The sequence below is a fragment of the Asanoa iriomotensis genome, assembly GCF_016862515.1.
Taxonomy (GTDB): domain Bacteria; phylum Actinomycetota; class Actinomycetes; order Mycobacteriales; family Micromonosporaceae; genus Asanoa; species Asanoa iriomotensis.
Window position 1 is genome coordinate 91,591 of sequence record NZ_BONC01000012.1, and the last position, 18,316, is coordinate 109,906.

The 18,316-nt window shown below is 72.0% G+C and carries 16 protein-coding genes; 1 reads left to right on the plus strand and 15 read right to left on the minus strand.

Going from position 1 to position 18,316, the window contains the following annotated elements:
• Positions 1-82: 82 nt before the first annotated feature.
• On the plus strand, positions 83-2,206 hold the full coding sequence (locus Air01nite_RS11320) for a SulP family inorganic anion transporter (protein ID WP_203701959.1): 2,124 nt from the start codon (positions 83-85) through the stop codon (positions 2,204-2,206).
• Here Air01nite_RS11320 and Air01nite_RS11325 read toward each other — a convergent pair.
• The 15 genes from Air01nite_RS11325 to Air01nite_RS11395 form a co-directional block, all read right to left on the minus strand.
• Positions 2,196-3,407 (minus strand): M24 family metallopeptidase, encoded by a 1,212-nt coding sequence (locus tag Air01nite_RS11325; protein WP_203701960.1) that lies wholly within the window; start codon positions 3,405-3,407, stop codon positions 2,196-2,198. The genes Air01nite_RS11320 and Air01nite_RS11325 overlap by 11 nt on opposite strands.
• Before the next feature lie 14 nt (positions 3,408-3,421).
• Positions 3,422-4,105 (minus strand): GntR family transcriptional regulator, encoded by a 684-nt coding sequence (locus Air01nite_RS11330; RefSeq protein ID WP_203701961.1) that lies wholly within the window; start codon positions 4,103-4,105, stop codon positions 3,422-3,424.
• A 94-nt stretch (positions 4,106-4,199) separates the two neighbouring features.
• Positions 4,200-5,174, minus strand: a complete 975-nt coding sequence (locus Air01nite_RS11335; RefSeq protein WP_203701962.1) for an NAD(P)-dependent oxidoreductase — start codon at positions 5,172-5,174, stop codon at positions 4,200-4,202.
• A complete protein-coding gene (locus Air01nite_RS11340; RefSeq protein ID WP_203701963.1) occupies positions 5,168-6,013 on the minus strand; it encodes a fumarylacetoacetate hydrolase family protein in 846 nt (281 codons plus the stop codon). Before Air01nite_RS11340 ends, Air01nite_RS11335 begins: the two co-directional genes overlap by 7 nt.
• Complete coding sequence (locus Air01nite_RS11345) at positions 6,010-7,017, minus strand: LLM class flavin-dependent oxidoreductase (protein ID WP_203701964.1); 1,008 nt, start codon at positions 7,015-7,017, stop codon at positions 6,010-6,012. The genes Air01nite_RS11340 and Air01nite_RS11345 overlap by 4 nt, the downstream gene beginning before the upstream one ends.
• Positions 7,014-8,498 (minus strand): FAD-dependent tricarballylate dehydrogenase TcuA, encoded by a 1,485-nt coding sequence (gene tcuA / locus Air01nite_RS11350; RefSeq protein ID WP_203701965.1) that lies wholly within the window; start codon positions 8,496-8,498, stop codon positions 7,014-7,016. Before tcuA ends, Air01nite_RS11345 begins: the two co-directional genes overlap by 4 nt.
• Complete coding sequence (locus Air01nite_RS11355) at positions 8,485-10,158, minus strand: tripartite tricarboxylate transporter permease (RefSeq protein ID WP_203701966.1); 1,674 nt, start codon at positions 10,156-10,158, stop codon at positions 8,485-8,487. The genes tcuA and Air01nite_RS11355 overlap by 14 nt, the downstream gene beginning before the upstream one ends.
• A gap of 12 nt (positions 10,159-10,170) precedes the next feature.
• Positions 10,171-10,674, minus strand: coding sequence for a tripartite tricarboxylate transporter TctB family protein (locus Air01nite_RS11360; RefSeq protein WP_203701967.1), 504 nt, complete (start codon positions 10,672-10,674; stop codon positions 10,171-10,173).
• 33 nt (positions 10,675-10,707) lie between these two features.
• Positions 10,708-11,718, minus strand: a complete 1,011-nt coding sequence (locus Air01nite_RS11365) for an amidohydrolase family protein (RefSeq protein ID WP_203701968.1) — start codon at positions 11,716-11,718, stop codon at positions 10,708-10,710.
• Positions 11,719-11,724: 6 nt separating this feature from the next.
• Complete coding sequence (locus Air01nite_RS11370; RefSeq protein WP_203701969.1) at positions 11,725-12,810, minus strand: Bug family tripartite tricarboxylate transporter substrate binding protein; 1,086 nt, start codon at positions 12,808-12,810, stop codon at positions 11,725-11,727.
• 147 nt (positions 12,811-12,957) lie between these two features.
• Positions 12,958-14,490 carry a thiamine pyrophosphate-binding protein gene (locus Air01nite_RS11375; protein ID WP_203701970.1) on the minus strand — a complete coding sequence of 511 codons (1,533 nt, stop codon included), beginning with the start codon at positions 14,488-14,490 and terminating at the stop codon, positions 12,958-12,960.
• Positions 14,469-15,206, minus strand: coding sequence for an enoyl-CoA hydratase/isomerase family protein (locus Air01nite_RS11380; protein ID WP_203701971.1), 738 nt, complete (start codon positions 15,204-15,206; stop codon positions 14,469-14,471). Before Air01nite_RS11380 ends, Air01nite_RS11375 begins: the two co-directional genes overlap by 22 nt.
• A complete protein-coding gene (locus Air01nite_RS11385; protein ID WP_203701972.1) occupies positions 15,203-16,384 on the minus strand; it encodes an MFS transporter in 1,182 nt (393 codons plus the stop codon). The genes Air01nite_RS11380 and Air01nite_RS11385 overlap by 4 nt, the downstream gene beginning before the upstream one ends.
• A gap of 6 nt (positions 16,385-16,390) precedes the next feature.
• On the minus strand, positions 16,391-17,566 hold the full coding sequence (locus Air01nite_RS11390) for an acyl-CoA dehydrogenase family protein (protein WP_203701973.1): 1,176 nt from the start codon (positions 17,564-17,566) through the stop codon (positions 16,391-16,393).
• On the minus strand, positions 17,563-18,291 hold the full coding sequence (locus Air01nite_RS11395) for an enoyl-CoA hydratase/isomerase family protein (RefSeq protein ID WP_203701974.1): 729 nt from the start codon (positions 18,289-18,291) through the stop codon (positions 17,563-17,565). Before Air01nite_RS11395 ends, Air01nite_RS11390 begins: the two co-directional genes overlap by 4 nt.
• Between the last annotated feature and the right edge of the window lie 25 nt (positions 18,292-18,316).

The following is an 18,316-nucleotide window of genomic DNA, read 5'->3' on the forward strand; positions in this document are numbered from 1 at the left end:
GTCCCAGGCCGAAATATCACCCTAAAAGGGATTAAGCAGGCATCCTGTGTGCGGCTCCCCGCACCCAACGAGAGAGGCCGCCATGGTGGTGTTCCGCCGCGACGTACCCGCATCGGTCGTGGTTTTCCTGATCGCGATCCCGCTCTCCCTGGGCATCGCCGCAGCCTCGGGTGCGCCGCTGTTCGCGGGCCTGATCGCCGCGGTGGTCGGCGGCATCGTGGCCGGCGCCCTGAGCGGCGCGCCGTTGCAGGTCAGCGGGCCGGCCGCCGGCCTGACGGTGATCGTCGCCGGGACGGTCGCGGAGTTCGGCTGGGCGGGCACGGTGGCGATCGTCGCGATGGCGGGCGCCCTGCAGATCGTCCTGGGTCTGTCGCGCCTGGGCCGGGCGGCGTTGTCGCTGTCGCCGGCGGTGGTGCACGGGATGCTCGCCGGCATCGGCATCGTGATCGTCATCAGCCAGGTGCACGTCGTCCTCGGCGGTGCCGCGCTGAGCTCGCCGCTGGCGAACCTGCGCGACCTCCCCCGGCAGCTGATGGGCCATCACGACGCGTCGGTGGCGATCGGCGCGCTCACGATGGTGATCCTCGTGGTCTGGCCCCGCCTGGTGAAAGCGTCACTGCTGCCGGCGGCGCTGATCGCGGTCTCGGCGGCGACGGCGGTGTCGACGCTCGCCGGCCTGGACGTGCCGAGGGTGTCCCTGCCCGACACGCCGGAGCTGACGTTTCCGCGGTGGCCGGACGCGCCCTGGTCGTCAGTGGCGCTGGCCGCGGTCACGATCGCCCTGGTGGCCAGCGTGGAGTCACTGCTCTCGGCGGTGGCGGTCGACAAGCTGCACGACGGCCCGCGCGCCAACCTCGACCGCGAACTGGTCGCGCAGGGCACCGCGAACATGGTCTCGGGCGCGCTCGGCGGCCTCCCGGTCACCGGCGTCATCGTCCGCAGCTCGGCCAACGTGGCCGCCGGTGCCCGCACCCGGGCCTCGGCGGTGCTGCACGGCCTGTGGCTGGCCGTGTTCGTGCTGGCCTTCACCGACGTCCTCGAGCTGATCCCGATGTCGGCGCTGGCCGCGGTGCTGGTCGTGGTCGGCATCCGGTTGGTGAGCCTGGCGCATCTGCGCACGTACGCGCGGCACCGGGAGCTGCCGGCCTATCTGGTGACCGCGGTCTGCGTGGTGTTCACGGACCTGATGGTCGGCGTCGCCGCCGGCATCGGCGTCGCCCTGGTGCTGACCCTGTACCGCCTGGCGCGCTGCGACATCCGCCGCACCCAACGCGAGCCGGGCCTGTGGCGGGTCACGATCACGGGCACGCTGGCGTTCGTGGCCGCGGGCCGGCTGCGCCGCGAGCTCAACGCGGTGCCGGCCGGCCAGACGGTCGAGGTGGACCTCCACCTGGACTACCTCGACCACGGCGCGTTCGACGCGATCGAGGAATGGCGCGAGGCGTACGCGCGCGGCGGCGGCCAGGTCCGGGTCGAGGAGATCCACCGCGACTGGCTGCACCGCGCGACGTCGGGCCGGCTGGGCGCGGGCAAGACGCCACCGCACCACCCGCCGCGTTTCCTGGCGTCGTGGTCGCAGTGGCAGGCGGCGCAACACCTGTGCCCGAACGACCGCCCGGTGCGTGCGATGGCGGCGGGCATCGACGAGTTCCAGCGCACGGTCGCGCCCCTGGTCCGGCCGCACCTGGCCGACCTGGCGGCGAAGGGCCAACAACCGCAACAGCTCTTCATCACCTGCGCCGACTCGCGCCTGGTCCCCAACATGATCACGGCCAGCGGCCCGGGCGACCTGTTCTGCGTGCGCAACGTGGGCAACATCGTCCCGCCACACGACGCGGGCGACCATTCGGTGGGCGCGGCCGTGGAGTACGCGGTCGACGTGCTCGGCATCGCCACGATCACGGTCTGCGGGCACTCGGGATGCGGGGCGATCCGCGCCCTGATCGCCGGCTCGGCCACGGAGGACGCCGCGCTGGGGCGTTGGCTGCGGCACGCAGGCGCGCAAGAGAGCCCGCCGGCGAGCGGCGCGACCGAGGACGAGGTGGAGAAGCAGGCGTGCCTGGCCAACATCCGCCGGCAGCTGGACCACCTGCACACGTACCCGAGCGTCCGGCGCGCGGAGGCCGCCGGGCGCCTCCGCCTGGTCGGCATGTACTTCGACCTGGCGGAGGCGCGGATGCACGTGCTGGACGCCGTCAGCGGGTGAGCAGCGACTCCGCGTAGGGGTACTTCGTCAGGACGTCCGGGCCGTGTTCGGTCACCACGACCACGTCCTCCAGGCGGACTCCCCCGCCGCCCGGGACGTCGGGGACGATGATGGTCGGCACGACGGCCAGGACCATGCCGGGCTCCAGGACCAGGTCCGGCGTCGACTTGCCCGGTGGGGCGATGAACGGTGGCTCCGCGTAGCCCACCCCGATGCCGTGGGCGATGATCATCTCCTGCATCTTGCCGAAGAACGGTGAGTCCGCGTAGTGCTTGAGCGCCGCCGCCTGCACGTCGGTCGCGGTCGCGCCCGGGCGCAGCGACTCGATCGTCGCCAGGTGGATGTCGTAGACCGTGCGGTAGATGGCCCGCTGTGTGTCGTTGTCGGGCGCGCCGCAGGGGATCGTGCGGGTCGCCTCGCTGAAGATGCCGTTGAAGCACGCGCCGATGTCGATGAAGACCAGGTCGCCGCGGCGGATCAGGCGGTCGCCGGCGAAGCGCTGCATCGGCGCGGTGTTCGGGCCCGAGCAGACGATGAGGTTGCACTGCGGCACCTCGGCGTTGTGCGTGTAGAAGACCTTCATCACCTCGGCCAGCACGTCGCACTCGCGGACGCCGGGGCGGACCGCCTCCTCCGCCGTCGCCATCGCCAGGTCCACGATGGACGACGCGTCGGCGAGCTGGGCCAGCTCCGTCGGCGACTTCACCAAACGGGAGCCGTTGAGCGCCGCGTTCGCGTCGACGACGGTGTAGCCGTCGAGGACGTCCTCCAAGCGGCGCAGCACCGTCACCGTGGCGATGTCGACGCCGACCCGGCCGCCGCGGCAGCCGAGCTCCGCGAGGGCGTCGGCCAGCGGCGCGAGCGCCGACGCCGGTGCCGTCTCGCTGACCACGCCGGTCGGGAACGCGCGGATGCGCTCCGGCGGGATCCACGTCATCGTGGCGCGCCGGTGCGGTGTGTCGTCCTGGTGGACGAAGACGACGACGTCGTCGCTGCCCCGCACCGAGACCACGGCCTGGCGCACCATGAAGTTGGGCGCCCACAAGGGACGCAGACCGGCGATGTACCGGCAGTTGGCGTACTCGAACGCGATCACCGCGTCGAGGTCGGCGCGGGCCATCGCGGCCTGCACCCGCTCGTGCCGGAAGCGGCGAAGGCCCGCGTAGTCGGTGCCTTCCCGCCAGTCCACGTCGTACCGCATGGGCGCCCTTTCGGTTAGTCCGGTGGCGTTTCCGCCATCGCGAGCCTGATCTTCTTCGCGTTGAGCATGTGTGCGCGGGCCAGGCTCGTGGCGCGGTCGACGTCGCCGGAGGCGATCGCGTCGAGCAGCCGTTCGTGCTCCTCGGCGGCGCTGCCGAGGCGGCCCGGGTGTTGCAGGGTGGTGCGTTCGAAACGCCGGACCCGATCGTGTACGACGCGGATCTGGCTGAGCAGGAACCCGTTGCCGCTGGCCTTGGCGATCCAGTCGTGAAAGTCGAGGCTGAGCGCGGAGACGCCGGCGTAGTCGCCGGCCTGGCCGCTGGCGATCATCTTCTCGTTGATCCACCGGAGCTGCGCGATGTCGGGCGGCGTCGCCCGCTGTGTGGCCAACTCGGCGGCGACGCCGTCGAGCGCGACCCGGACGTCGTAGATCTCGAGGATCTCGGCGGGCGAGATGCGGGCGACGGCGACGCGGCGGCCGCTGCTGCGCTCGACGAGCCGCTCGGTCTCGAGCCGGAGGATGGCCTCGCGGATCGGGGTCCGGCTGACGCCGAAGACGCGGGCGAGGTCTTCCTCGGCGAGCTGCGGCCCCGGGGTCAGGGCCTTGCTCAGGATCGCCTCTCGCAACGTTCCGTATACGGCGTCGGACGAGCCCTCCCGGGTCCGTCGCTCCTGCCAGAGATCGACGACCGGCTTCATGAGGGAATCGATATCCTGCTTCGACATCGGTTCAGTCACCGCCCGTCCCATAAATTCCGTCGACATTGCACACCGTTTGAGCGTACCCGGACAGTTACCCTGCGCCGTCACCCGCCGACTCGACCACACCGTCCGGTTTGTGACCCAGCAGGAAGTCCGTCACCTGTTCGGCGCAGCGCCGGCGCAGGTTCTCCTGAGCCAGCGCGCCGCGCCCACCGGTGTGCGCGGTGAGGATCACGTTGGTGAAGCCGTCGGTGATCACGCTGTGCCACCTTTGCTCGTCCGTCGTCACGTCCAGGCCCACGCCCGCGACGACGCCGGCCCGGGCGGCCTTCTCCAGCGCGTCCTCGTCGACGACCCCGGCGCGGGCGGCGTTGACGACGACGAGGCCGGGTCGGGCGGCGGCCAGCGCCGCGGCGTCGAGCAGGCCGCGGGTGGCGGGCGTCAGCGGGGTGTGCACCGAGACCGCGTCGGCGACCGCGAGCGCCTCCGCCAGCGGCACGACGCGGGCGCCGTCGACGGCCGTCACGAACGGGTCGACGACGAGCACTTCGCGGAACAGGCCGGCCGCCTTGGCGACCAGACGCCGGCCGATGCGGCCGCCGCCGAGGACGGCGAGGACGGTGCGACCCAGCGGGCGCGAGCGGTCGACGGCCGCGCGGGCCAGGTCGACCCGGTCCCGCAGCGCCGCGTCGTGGGCGGCCGGAACGCCGCGCAGCAACGCGACCAGCATCGCGAGGGCGTGGTCGGAGACCTCGTCCACGGTCGCGTCGGTCACGTTGGTCACGGTCACGCCGTGCGCGGCCGCGGCCGCGAGGTCCACATTGTCGACGCCGACCCCGCGCCGCGCGACCATCCGCAGGTCGGGCAGGAACGGGAAGACGGCGGCGTCGAACGGCTCGACCGCACCGAGGATGACGACCCGGGCGCCGGCGGCGTTGGCGACGATCTCCTCCCGGGAGCCCAGCGGACGCAGTTCGACGCGGCACGGCACGCGGTCCGCGATGCCGGTCTCGAAGGGCGTCAGCGGGCCGATCCGGGCGCTGAGCACCACGAGCGGGCTCACCATGACCGCCTCCGCACCGACATCTCCAGCGTGCCGACACCTGAGACAGTCAACGCGAGCTTGTCACCCGGCACGATCGCGCCGACACCGCCCGGGGTGCCGGTCGCGATCACGTCCCCGGGCTCGAGGGGCACGAGTTGGGACGCCTTCGCGACCAGGTCCGGCACGTCGACGATCAACTCGTCGAGCCCGCCACGTTGCCGCTCCTCACCGTTGAGCGACAGCGACAGGGTCAGCGCGGCCGGATCCGGCACTTCGTCGGCGGTGAGCACCAGCGGACCGATCGGGGTGAACGTCCGGAACGACTTGCGCATCGACCGGTCCTCCTGGCCTTCCGGGCCGATCCGCATCGTGATGTCGAGCAGCCCGGTGTAGCCGAGCACGTGCGCCAGCGCTTCGGACCGGCTGACGCCGCGCGCCGGGCGGCCGATCACGACGGCGATCTCGCCCTCGTAGTGGAACTCGCGGCCGGGCAGGTCGGGCAGCTCGACCGCGCCGTCCGGCCCGGTGACGCTGGCGGGCGCGAGCACGATCAGGCCCATCTGCCGGGCGTCGAGCGTGCCCTTGTCAGGGCTGCGGTCGCCGAGCTCCCCTCGGTGCGGTGCGTAGTTGACCGGCGCGGCGAGCACGGTCCGCGGGCACGGGCTCGGTGCCGTCAACGGCAACGACGACAGGGGTACGCCGTCCCCGGCGTCGACCAGCGCCCGCACCGCGTCCACACAGGACGGGTAGGCCGCCAGCCGCGCTGTCGGCGAGTCGCCGGGCAACGCCGCGGTCACGTCGACGGCCCGCTCGCCGGAGACCGCCACGATCCGGCCGTCGGTCAGCACGCCCAGCCTCATACGCCCACTCCGAACTTGGGCATGATCTGCGAGCGGTAGACCTCGATGCCCCGGTGCACGGCGTCGACGTCGTCGAGGGGGACGAAGCCGACGGTCACGTACTCGACGCCCGCGTCCACGTACCGCTGGATGCTCTTGACGACGTCCTGCGGGTCCCCCGCCAGGGCGATCCCGGTCTCCTGGAAGCGGTCCAGCGGCCAGTCGGACCAGTCGTCGCGACGGCGCAGCACCGACAGGCCCTGCTCGACCCGGGCAGGGTCCTCGTCGACGACCGTGTAGAACATCGCACCGCCGTGGATGTGCCGCCCGGCCGCCTCCCGCGCCTCCGACAGCGCCGACCGGAAGAACTCCGGGTCCAGCCCGCCGCCTTGCGGCGTGGCCGGCGACCAGCCGTCGGCGATCTCGGGCAGCAGGCGGCGGATCCACTTCGACGCGCCGCCCAGCCAGATCTCCGGACGCTCCTGCACGGGTTTGGGCCAGAACGGGATCGCGTCGACCTGGTAATGCTCGCCGTGGAACGTCACCGGCTCCGGGTCCGTCCACAGTGCCCGGATGAGCTGGACGCCCTCGCGCAGCCGGGCGACCCGCTCGCGCAGGCCGGGATATGGGAAGCCGAACGACTCGTACTCGATCTGCTGATGCCCGGCGCCGACCTGCAGCAGCAGCCGCCCGTTGGAGATGTGGTCGACGGTCATCCCCCACTTGGCGACGAACGCCGGGTGGCGCAGCCCGATCGGCGTGACCTGCGGGCCGAGCTTGACCCGCGAGGTGACCGCGGCGAGCCCGGCGAGGGCCGTCCACGCGTCGTAGAAGAACGGTCGTTCCGGGTCCGCGTTGGTGTAGCCGGACAGGCGGCTGCCGGGCAGCAGCAGGTGGTCGATGACGAAGACGCCGTCGAAGCCGGCGTCCTCGGCGTGCTTCGCGAGGTCGGCGAGGTCGGCGAAGGTGACGCCGTCGCGCTGGCCGTGGATCGACAGCTTGAGACCGAACCGCACCGTGCTCATCGCGCCCCCTTGGCGAACCGCCCGGCGCCGGTGCCCGCCGCGCGGCCGAACACGGCCCCGCTGGTGAGCCCGGAACCACCGGGGTAGTTGAAGTAGAAGAGGCCGCCGACCAGTTCGCCGGCCGCGTACAGGCCCGGGATGCGGTCGCCGCCGTCGTCGAGCACGTGCGCGTCCGGGTCGACCCGCAGGCCGCCGAAGGTGAACGTGATCCCGCAGGTGACCGCGTACGCCTCGAACGGCGGCGTGTCCAGCGCCTGCGCCCAGTTGGTCTTGTCGACGGCCAGGCCGGTGGTGGCGCGGCCGTCGAGGATGTTCGGGTTGAAAGTCGGGTCGGCGGGCACGGCGGCGTTGAACTCCGCCACGGTGCGGGCGAACGCGTCGGCGTGGATTCCGTCCATGCGCTTGGCCAGTTCCTCGATCGTGTCGGCCCGCACGCGGGTGACCTCGCGGATCCGGTACTCGTCGCGCAGCATCGGGACGACCTTCGCGTCGAACACCTGCCACGCGTGCTGCCCGGGCTGGCGCAGGATCTCCCGGCCGTACTTGGCGTAGGTGTAGTTGCGGAAGTCGGCGCCCTCGTCGACGAACCGCTCGCCGTCACGGTTGACCACGATGCCGAGCGGATAGCTGTGCTTCTGGTACGCGTCGCCGATGCGCCGGTCGCCGAACTCGGGCGCGTTGAGCTCCCAGGCGACGGCGTGGCAGCCCGACCAGTTGCCGGCGGCGCTGGCGCCGACGTCGAGCGCCATCCGGATGCCGTCGCCGGTGTCGTAGCGGGTGCCGCGCACCTTGGCCAGATCCCAGCCTGCGCCGAGGAACTGGGTGCGCCAGGCCGCGTTGGCCTGGAAACCGCCCGACGCGAGCACGACCGCGTCGCACGCGACCTCGGTCAGCGTGCGGTCACGTTCGAACCGGACACCGGTGATCCGGCCGTCGCGGACGACCAGGTCGCGGGCGCGGGAGTCGTAGGCGATGGTCACTCCCGCGCGCAGGCACGCGGCTTCGAGGAACTCCACGAGGCCCTGCCCGCCGCCGCTGACCTCCACGGCGATCCCGCCCCAGAATGTGAAGCGACCGTCCACGTTGTACGCCTGCCGCCCGTAGCTGGGCACGAACCGCACGCCGTTGGCGCGCTGCCAGGCGATCGCGGCGGCGCCCCGGGTGACCAGGGCGGTCACGAGGTCCGGATCGGCCCGGTGCTCGGTGACCCGGGCCATGTCGTCGAAGAAGTCGGCCTCGGTGTAGGAGCCGAACTCGGTGGTGGCCCGCTGCGCCTCGGACAGGTCCGGCACGAGCGCGGCGACGTCCGCGGCGGTGTAGGGGAAGCGGACGATGCCGCCGGTGTAGGCGGTGTTGCCGCCGCGCTCGCGGTGCGGTGCCCGTTCGAGCAGCAGGACCTCGGCGCCCTGCTCCCGGGCGGCCAGCGCGGCACTCATCGCGGCGTTGCCGCCGCCCACCACCACCACGTCAGGTCGACCCATGTGTGCCCCGATCCTTGTGGTCCTCGTCGGAAGTGCCGGTGTCGTGCTCGGTGATGACGCGGCCACCGAGGTCGGCCACGGTGGTTTGCCGCTCGCCGGGCTCTTCGGGGCCGGGTTGCGGCCCGGCCATCACCGGCACCGCGGCGTCGTCAAGGCCCGCTGCCGCTGCCCGGGCCCGGCGGCCTTCCTTGACCGTGCCGTGGATGCCGAAGATCAGCAGGGCGATCGACATCGCGACGAGGATCGCGGTGACGGGCCGGGTGATGAACTGGCCGAAGCTGCTGTCGGTGAGCAGGATGCCGTGCCGCAGGTAGCCCTCGAAGTCGTGGCCGAGCGTGACCGCGAGCGCGAAAGCGGCGACGGAGTAGCCGTAGCGGAGCATGAAGTACCCGACGAGGCCGAAGAAGATCATGACGCCGACGTCGAAGACGGCGTTGCGTAGCGCGTAGACGCCGACCATCGAGAGCAGCAGCGCCATCACCAGCACGACCGAGCGGTCGAGGCGCACGAGTCGCAGCATCATCTTGGCCAGCGGCCAGCCGACCAGCGCGAGCACGATGGTGCCGCCGATCAGCCCGGCGGTGCTCGCGTAGAGCATCTCCGGGGTCTCCTTGACCAGCAGCGGCCCGGGCACGAGGCCGTGCACGGTCAGGGCGGCCAGCAGGAGCACCATCGAGCCGCTGCCGGGGATGCCGAACCCGAAGGTGGGCACCATCTCGCCGGACTGCGAGGCGTTCTGCGCGGACTCGTTGGCGGCCAGGCCTTCGACGCTGCCCTCGCCGTACTCCTCCGGGTGTTTGGAGGTGAGCTTGGCCTGTTGGTAGGCGACAAAGGCCGACGAGACGCCGCCACCGCCGGGGATGGCGCCCATGATGGTGCCCCAGACGGTGCCGATGCCGATCGGCCGCAGGGTGCGGCGCACCAGGTTCCAGCGCGGGAACTTGGCGTCCACAGTGGCCTTGGTCTGCCGCCAGTCGAAGACCTGCCGGCACGAGCGGATCAGCTCGCTGACCGCCAACGCGCCGATCACGACCGGCACGATCTCCAGACCGCCGCGCAGGTCGACGGAGCCGAAGGTGAACCGGCCGGTCAGCGCGACCGGGTCGGGCCCGATCATCGTGACCGCGAGCCCGAGCGCGCCCGCGATCAGACCCTTGAACACGTTCTTGCCGGTGAGGCTGATGATGGCGACGATGCCGAGCAGTTGGAGAGCCCATAACTCAGGCGAAAGGAACACATAGAGCAACTGCGCTAATGGTACGACCATCGCCACGAAGAAGATGGCGGAGATGAGCTGGCCGAGCAGCGCGGCGATGTACTGGGTGCCCAGCGCGACGCCGCTCTGGCCCTTCTGGTGGAGCTTGTAGCCGTCGAGCGCGGTGAGCACCGCCGACGGTGTGCCGGGCACACCGACGAGGATCGCCGGGATGCTGTTGCCGTAGTTGGTGCCGACGGTGATCGCGACGAGGAACGCGACCGCGGTGATCGGGCGCAGGCCGAACGTGAACGGCAGGGCGATGCCGACGGCGAGCGTCGTGGTCATGCCGGGGATCGCGCCCGCGACACTGCCCAGGATCGCGCCGAGCGCGATCGCCAGCAGCACCGCCGGGTCGCCGAGCATCGTCGTGGCGTTGCCGAACGTGTTGAGGAACAGGTCCATGGTCGCCGTCTCTCAGCCGATGTAGCCGATGTAGGGGTCCAGCGGACCGAGCGGGAGCCGCACGCCGAGCAGGATGTCGAACACGCCGAAGATGACGACGACGGCGCCGACGGTGAGCAGGCCGAGCCGGACGGGCCGGCGTACTCCCATGATCCAGAGCAGGATCGCGACCAGGAACGGCGTGAGGATGAGGAAGCCGACCGCCTCGAGCAGCGCCACGTAGGCGAAGCAGAGCGCCCAGACGACCAGCGAGCGGGTGGTCGACGCCGGCACGTCGGGCTCGTCGCTGGTGCCTTCGGCGGGCACGACCGCCGGGTCGACCTTCCAGCGGATGAGCCGGCGGCCGGCCAGGAACAGGCCACCTGCGAGGATCAGGGCGCCGGTGATGATCGGCAGGGCGCGGGAGCCGATCGGGTCCCGGATGCGACCCAGGTTGATCTGGGTGCCCAGGACCACGATCGTCAGGCCCAGCAGCGCGATGGCCAGAGCCACCGTGAGGTCTTTGCGCTTGTCCATCGCGCGTCGCCTCTCTTGCGGGTACGGGGGATGTCAGGCGGCCGGTGCGGGGGTGAGTTTGAGCGCGGTGGCGAGGTTGCCGCCGAGGATCGCGGCCTTCTCGTCGTCGGTGAACGCGTCCGAGGCACGGATCTCGAGCGCCGCGTTGGTCATGCCCATGTCGGCGGGGAAGTCGGTGCCGAGCACGACCCGGTCGACACCGACGAAGTCGACGAGGTGCCGCAGGGTCCGTTCGTCGTGGGTGAGGCTGTCGTAGAAGAACCGGCGGTAGAGCAGGGCCGGCGAACGGTCCGGTGTGGACTCGACCTCGTTGCGCACCTGCCAGGTGTGCGCGAAGCGGCCGAGTGCGGCGGCGGTGTAGCCACCGCCGTGTGCCAGGCAGATGTGCAGCCGCGGCACCTGGGCGAGGCGGCCGCTCATCATCAGCGACGCGGCGGCCACGGTGGTCTCGAACGGGTTGCCGATCGCGTTGCGCAGGTAGTAGCTGCCCAGCGCCTCCCGGCCGCGCTGGTCCATGGGGTGGATGAAGACGAACGCGTCGAGGTCCTGTGCCGCGGTGAAGAACGGTGCCAGCTCGTCCGCGTCGAGGTTGACGCCGTTCACGTTGGTGCCGATGGCGACGCCGGCCATGCCGGGCAGGGCCATCAGCCGTTCGAGCTCGGTGACGGACGCGTCGACGTCCTGCAGGGGAAGGGTTCCCAGGCCGAGGAACCGGCCCGGGAACCGCTTCGTCAGTGCGGAGAGCTCGTCGTTCACGTCCCGCGCGGCCGCGGCGTTGTCGGCAGCCGGCACCTCGTAACGGAACAGGGGTGGCAGCATCGAGAGCATCTCGATGTCGACGCCGCGCGCGTCCATGCGGGCGACGCGCTGCTCCATCGGCTCGAAGTGCAGCGGGGAGCCGAACTTCATGCGGCGCGGACCGGTCTCCGAGACGAGGATCCCGTTCTCGTCCCGGCTGAACACGGTGCCGTGCCAGTCCTCGCCCCGCTCGTGGGCCCGCCGCCCGGACTCGGGCAGGAAGTGGCAGTGAACGTCGATTCTCACCGGCACCTACTTCTGGTCGTAGCCGAGACCGAGGTCGCGGATGATGGGTTCGGCGAACGTGCGGGCGTCGGCGACGATCTTCTTGGTCTGCTCGCCGTCGAGGATGATGCTGGCGGCGCCGGGCAGGTTGGCGATGCGGTCCTTGGGTGCGGCGCCCTCGCCGCCCTTCTTGAACAGCTCGAACAGCCAGTCCTTGTGGGCCTGCGGCACCTCGGGCGCGACGACGAAGCCGCGGTAGGAGACCCAGGGCTCGTCGGGCAGGCCGATGCCGGTGGTGGTGACGGCCTTGGACCAGTCACCGGGTGCGTTGGCCTCCTTGGAGACGACCAGCAGGACCTTGACCTTGCCGGCCTGCTCGTGGCTGCGGGCGACCGAGGGAGTGAGCATGGTGAAGTCGCCTTCGCCGGCGGCGACCGCGGTGGCGGCCTCCACGCTGGCGTCGGCGGGGATCTTCTTGGCTGTCCAGTTGCCGGCCGACATCAGCCGGGTGGTGGCGATGTCGAGCAGGCTGCCGGTGGCGGCGACGTACTTCAGGGTGTTGGGGCTGGCCTTCGCCGCGTCGACCATCTCCTGGTAGGTGTTCCAGGGCGCGTCGGAGCGGGTGACCATGACGAACGGGGTCTGCTCGGTGACGACGACCGGGTTGAAGTCGTCGAGCGTCATCCCGAACTCCTTCTCGATCGGCTCGGTGAGCAGGTCGAGGGAGGCGCCGACCATGGCGGCGACCTCGGCGTAGTAGCCGTCCTTGCCGCCGTTCTGGTCCTGCATGTACTGGATGCCGGCCCAGGTGCCGAAGGTCGGGTAGTTCTGGTCGCGGACCTCGATCGGGACGGGGGAAACGTCCTTGAGGGCGGTCTGCATGGCGCGTGCGTAGAGGCCGTCGTCGTGGCTGGGCGCGTCGGCGTTGAGCAGCACGATGGGCTTCGACGGGAAGCCGTCCGGGAGCGGCTGCAGGACGCCGTCCTTGTATTGCGGGGTCCAGCCTTCGTTGCTGGTTCCGGAGCCACCGGATCCGTCGCGCGAGCCGCTGTTGCAGCCGGCGACGAGCAGTACGACGAGTGCAGCCGAAAGGGCATTCCTGATCTTGATCACGATTGCCTCCAGTGTTGTGCCCGGTCCTTAGGCGCGAGCGGAAGGGCCGGCTGCTGAGCAGGTAAAATACACTGCGTGCTTTGTATACAGCGGAGTTCGAACGCTGTCAACGAATCCTCACCAAGCTGAAACCCGCAAGAAACGCGGTCATGGTGTGCGGCCGGCGAACTTGTCCGCGACGACGGCGCGCGTGACCCGGGCGTCCACGAGCGACGGCCCGTCGGTCGCGCGGAGATAGGCCAGTCGGTCGAGGTCCGCGGACGTGCGCAGACTGATCCCGGGGATGCCCAGCGCCGCCGCGACGGCGGCGAAGTCGGTCTCCGGGAACAGCGCCAGATCCTCGGGCAGGCCGTGCCGGCGCAGGTGGTGGATCTCGGCGCCGTAGGCGCGGTCGTTGAGGACCAGCACCGTCAGCCGGGGGCGCAGCCGGGCCAGTGTCTCCAGCTCGCCCAGCGCCATCAGCGCCCCGCCGTCGCCGACCACGACCAGGGTCGGTGCGTCCCTTCCGCGCGCGGCACCGATCCCGGTGGCGAGCGCGAGTCCGACGGAGCCGAAGCCGAGCGCCGGCAGAAACCGTCCGGGATGGACGGTCAGTTGCTGGGTGGGAAACGTTGTGAAATGGCCGACGTCGACGACCACCTGCCGATCCGGTGGCAGCGCCACGTCGACCGCGCGCAGCACCGTGCGAGGGTCGAGGCCGTCGTCGTCGCTCTCGTCGGCGAAGTCGCGCGCCGCCGCCACTCGTGCGGCGATCTCAGGGGTACGGCGGCCGCGGCGTCGCGCCGCGACAGGAGAGACAGCGTCGCAGCGGATGACGGTGGCACCGGCCAGCAACTCGCCCTTGTCGGTCGTGTAGCCGTTGAGGCTGGCCCCGGCGGCGAGGACCACGTCGGACTCCCGGATCAGCTCGCGGGCCGTCGCGGTGGCGTAGCCGCCGCACACACCGAGGTCGTACGGGTCACCGTGGAAGAGCCCTTTGGCGGGCAGTGTGGTGGCCAGCAGCGCGCCCGTGCGGCGGCCCAGGTCCCGCAGTGCCGGGCCCGCGCCCGTCCAGAGGGCGCCCCGCCCGGCGAGGATCAACGGCCGTTCGGCGTCGGCGAGGGCACGACATGCCTCGTCGGCGGGCGGCGGGCGGTCTTCCTCCGGCAGCCTCGCCGGCTCCTGCGCCCCGGCAGGATCCGCGAGCAGGTCCGAGCGGATGTTGACGACCATCGGCCGGCGTTCGCGGACCGCCCGCCCGAGCCCCTCGGCGACCGCCGCCGCCAGCCGGCCGGGCCGGTCGACGTCGATCAGGCCGGCGCCCGTCCACGCCACCATGGCCGCGTGGTCCGCCCGCTGGGCCATCCACGCGGGCTCGCCGCGGATGTCGCCGACCAACAGCACCACCGGTGCCCGGTCCCGCACCGCCGAGGTGAGCCCGGTCAGCGCGTTGCTCAACCCGGGCCCGTGCGTGACCGTGCACGCGGCCGGCCGGCCTGACGACCACGCGTACCCGGCCGCCAGGCTGATCGCACCGGTCTCGTGCCGCGCGCCGACGAAGCGCACCCCGTGCCCGCGCAGCACTCCCGCCAGCGCGAGGTTCGTGTTGCCCAGCAGGCCGAACAGTGTGTCGACACCGTGTGCCCGCAGCGCGTCGGCGACCACCTCGTGTCCGGCGGTCACGAGCCGGCCGCCAGCCACGCGCGGTGCATCCGGTTGGCCATGCCGCCGAACCGCCGCACCTCGGCCATCCGCGCTGTGTCCTGGGCCATCCGCAGCGCCAGCTTCGCGTACCGGGCCATGTCGGGTGGCTTCCTGGCGATGTCGCGGGCGATGTCGAGCGCCACCGCGGTCCCCTCCCCCGCCGGGGCCAGGCGGGCGGCGAGCCCGATGGCGGCGGCCTCCTCGCCGTAGACCCGCCGTCCGGTGAGGATGATGTCGGCCGCGCGTTGCAGGCCGGCCATCCGCGGCACCCACCAGGCCATCGCGGTCGGTGCGAGGCCGAGCGCGAGGTGTGCCTCGGCGAAGTAGCCGCCGGGCTCGACGACGCAGACGTCGCAGCCGAGCGCGAGACCCATGCCGAGGCCGACGGCGGGCCCGTCGACGACCGCGACCGTCGCGATCTCGCACGCGTCCAGCAGTTCGGCCTCGCGGCCCATCACCTCCGGCCAGCGCCAGCGGGCATCGGTGCTCCGCCTTGCCTCGACCACGCTGATGTCGGCGCCGGCACAGAACGCGCCGCCGGCGCCGCGGACTATCAGGGCCGCCGCGTCGGGGCGGGCGTTGACCGTCTCCACGACGGTGGCCAGCCCGCGCATCATCTCCTCGGTGAGCGCGTTGCGGCGCTCGGCGCGGTCGATCAGCAGGTCGAAGATGCCGGGTTCGGGTTCGGTCAGCACAAGGCCGGGCACGGTCATGGTGTCTCCAGCGGTCGACGCAGGGTCAGGAGGACGGCGCCGGCGGCGCAGACCGCGAGCACGCCGAGCAGCAGCCAGAGCGGCCGGTAGCCGGCCAGGCCGATCAGCAGGCCCGCCACCACCGGGCCGGTGGCGGAGCCGATGGCCAGGCCGGTGCGCATCACGCCGGTGGCGTAGCCGGGCGCCTCGGGGACCAGCCGCACCGCACCCAGGTGGATCAGGCCCTGCCAGGCCCAGCCGAGCCCGTACGCGAGCACCGCACCGACGGGCAATAGCCAGGAGGCGCCGCTGAGCAGCACGAAGTAGCCGACCGAACCGCCGAGCAGCAGCAGCCCGCCCTGGGCGAACGGCTCGACGGTGCGGTGGTCGGCGACCCAGCCCATCCAGACGCGCATGGTCACGTTGACCACGCTCGCCACCGCGACCGTGAGGCCGGCGGCGGGCGGTGACATGCCGCGGTCGACGGCGTAGAGGACGAAGAAGGCGCCGAGCGAGCTGGTCGTGAAGGTGGCGACGGCGAACGCCGCGGCCAGCGTGCGCAACCGGCGGGCCCGGGCCGGTGACACGGGCTCGTCGCCGCGGGTCGCCGGCAAGTCGCTGGCGGCGGCGCCGCCGTAGTGCCGCCACCGGGTGAGTGCCACGGCGATCAGCGGGAACGTGGCGGCGAACAGGAACGCCCAGCGCCAGCCGGCGTGTTCGGCGATCAGCGGTGCGGACAGGCCGGCGAGCAGCGTCGCGGTCGGGACGGCGGCCTGCTTGACCCCGAATGCGACGCCCTGCCGGTGTGGGGTGACCGAGTCGACGATCGCGAGGTTGGTGGTGCCGACGCCGAGCGACTGCACGACCGCGAGGGCGACCATCGCGAGCACGAGCACGGCGGTGTTGCGCAGCAGCCCGGCCAGCACGGCGATCGGCACCAGGGTGCCGAACGCGGCGATGAACAGCCCGCGTTGCCAGCTCTGGCGGTCGGCGACCCGGCCGAGCCAGACGGCGGTCGCGCCGGAGACGGCGTAGAACGTGCCGATCGCGATGCCCAGGCCGCGCTCGGACAGGCCGATGTCGCGTTCGAGGTAGGGCGCGAGCGTGGCGACCAGGAACGCCGGCAGGGTGACCGCGATCTGCAGCGCGACCACGGCGCCGACGGCCGAGGCGGAGCCGCCGCGGGCGACGGTGGCCACGGTGTCTCAGCCGCGCCGCGGCAGCAGGCCGCGGGCGATGATCAGCTTCTGCACCTCCGTGGCGCCCTCGACGACCCGGTTGACGCGCAGCGCGCGCAGCCAGTGTTCGAGCGGCATCTCCTGGCACAGGCCGATCCCGCCGTGGATCTGCATGGCCCGGTCGACGACGGTGTACGCGGTCTCGGTGGCGACCATCTTCGCGGTGGAGGTCTTCACGGCCGCACCGGCGCCGCCGGCCTCCACGGTGGCCGCGGCGTCACGGACGATCAGCCGGGCGGCGTAGAGCTCGACGGCGCAGTCGGCCAGCATCCACTGGATGCCCTGCCGGTCGGCCAACGGTTTGCCGAACGTCGACCGCTGCCCGGCGTAGGCCAGCGACATCTCCAGCGCGAGCTGGGCGACGCCGATCGATCGGGCGGCCAGCGACAACCTGCCGCGGGCCAGCCACCGCTTGGCCAGCTCGAAGCCTCGGCCGGGTTCGCCGAGCAGGTTCGCGTCGGGCACCTCGACGCCGTCGAGGGCCACCTCGTAGGTGTGGTGGTCCCGGATGACGGCGACCTTGCGGTAGGTCAGCCCGGCCGAGTTGCGCGGGACGATGAACGCGCTGATGCCGCCGCCCTTGTCGGCGGTGGTGCCGGTGCGGGCCAGCACGACGCCGTGTTCGGCCTCGCCGACCCGGCTGATGAACTGCTTGCGGCCGGTGATCCGCCAGCCGTTCGGGGTTTTCTCGGCCCGGGTCTGGATCGCCCGGGCCGGGTCGGAGCCGCCGGAGGGTTCGGTGATGCCGACGAACCACTGCCGGCCCTCCTCGACGGTCGGCACGAGGTACGTGGCGCGTTGCTCGTCGTCGGCCTCGAGCAGGAAGACGGGCGGGTCGTAGCCGAAGGCGCCGTCGCCGGGGTCGGGCAGCGAGTAGGTGTGCCGGACGGCCTGTTCGAGCACGGCGACCATCTGGGTCGGTGTCAGGCCGGCGCCGCCGTACTGCGCCGGGGTGGCGAAGCACCACAGGCCGTTCGCCTTGGCCTTCTTCTGGAGGTCGGCGCGGATGTCGGCCGGGATGCCGGTCGCTCCCCCGGCGCGCAGCGCGTCCTCGACGGGTGCGATCTCCCGTTCGACGAACGCCCGGGTGGTCTCCTCGAACGGGCGCAGGTCCTCGCCGCCCGCGATCTCGAACGGGTTCACGAGCGCCCCTTTCTCCGCGCGCGCAGCGCCTGCGTCGCCGCGAGGTGTTCGGGTGTCTCCTGCAGCAGCCCGAAGGACGCCCAGGCGAGGTCGAGGCTGTCCATGACGTCCATCGCGTACGCGCGTTGCACGAGGCGTTTCGTGGCGCGCACGGCCGGGGACGACTTGCCGGCCAGCAGTGCCGCGAACGCGGCCGCTTCGTCGTCGAAGGCGGGGGTGACCGTTCTGAACAGGCCCAGGTCCGCTGCGCGCTGCGCGGTGACTTTCTCGCCGGTGAGCAGGATCTCCAGCGCCAGGGACGGGCCGAGCAGGTGGGTGAGCAGCCAGGCGCCGCCGAAACCGGGTGTCAGGCCGAGGTCGACGAAGCCCAGCCGCAGGTAGGCGCTCGGGTGTGCGATCCGGAAGTCGCACCACAGGGCCAGGTCGACGCCGGCGCCGACCGCCGGGCCGTTGAGCGCGGCGATGACGGGCTTGTCGAGGGCCGCGAACCGGCGGGCGAGCCGGCCGACGCCGCCGGCCAGGTAGTCGCGCTTCTCCCACGGGCCCGGCCGGTCCTCGCCCATCCGGTTGGTGTCGCCGCCCGCGCAGAACACGTCGCCGACCGCCGTGAGCACGACGACCCGGACGGCCGGGTCGGTCGCCGCGGTCTCGAGGGCGTCGGCGAGGCCGGCGAGGATCTCGGCCGACAGCGCGTTCTTCTTGGCGGGATGGTCGATCCGGATCAAACGTACGCCAGGCGAAAGGGATACT

Coding starts and splice junctions, on each gene's coding strand:
- Air01nite_RS11320 (WP_203701959.1), top strand. CDS start 83: ATGGTGGTGTTCCGCCGCGACGTACCCGCATCGGTCGTGGTTTTCCTG.
- Air01nite_RS11325 (WP_203701960.1), bottom strand. CDS start 3,407: ATGCGGTACGACGTGGACTGGCGGGAAGGCACCGACTACGCGGGCCTT.
- Air01nite_RS11330 (WP_203701961.1), bottom strand. CDS start 4,105: ATGAAGCCGGTCGTCGATCTCTGGCAGGAGCGACGGACCCGGGAGGGC.
- Air01nite_RS11335 (WP_203701962.1), bottom strand. CDS start 5,174: ATGGTGAGCCCGCTCGTGGTGCTCAGCGCCCGGATCGGCCCGCTGACG.
- Air01nite_RS11340 (WP_203701963.1), bottom strand. CDS start 6,013: ATGAGGCTGGGCGTGCTGACCGACGGCCGGATCGTGGCGGTCTCCGGC.
- Air01nite_RS11345 (WP_203701964.1), bottom strand. CDS start 7,017: ATGAGCACGGTGCGGTTCGGTCTCAAGCTGTCGATCCACGGCCAGCGC.
- tcuA (WP_203701965.1), bottom strand. CDS start 8,498: ATGGGTCGACCTGACGTGGTGGTGGTGGGCGGCGGCAACGCCGCGATG.
- Air01nite_RS11355 (WP_203701966.1), bottom strand. CDS start 10,158: ATGGACCTGTTCCTCAACACGTTCGGCAACGCCACGACGATGCTCGGC.
- Air01nite_RS11360 (WP_203701967.1), bottom strand. CDS start 10,674: ATGGACAAGCGCAAAGACCTCACGGTGGCTCTGGCCATCGCGCTGCTG.
- Air01nite_RS11380 (WP_203701971.1), bottom strand. CDS start 15,206: ATGACCGTGCCCGGCCTTGTGCTGACCGAACCCGAACCCGGCATCTTC.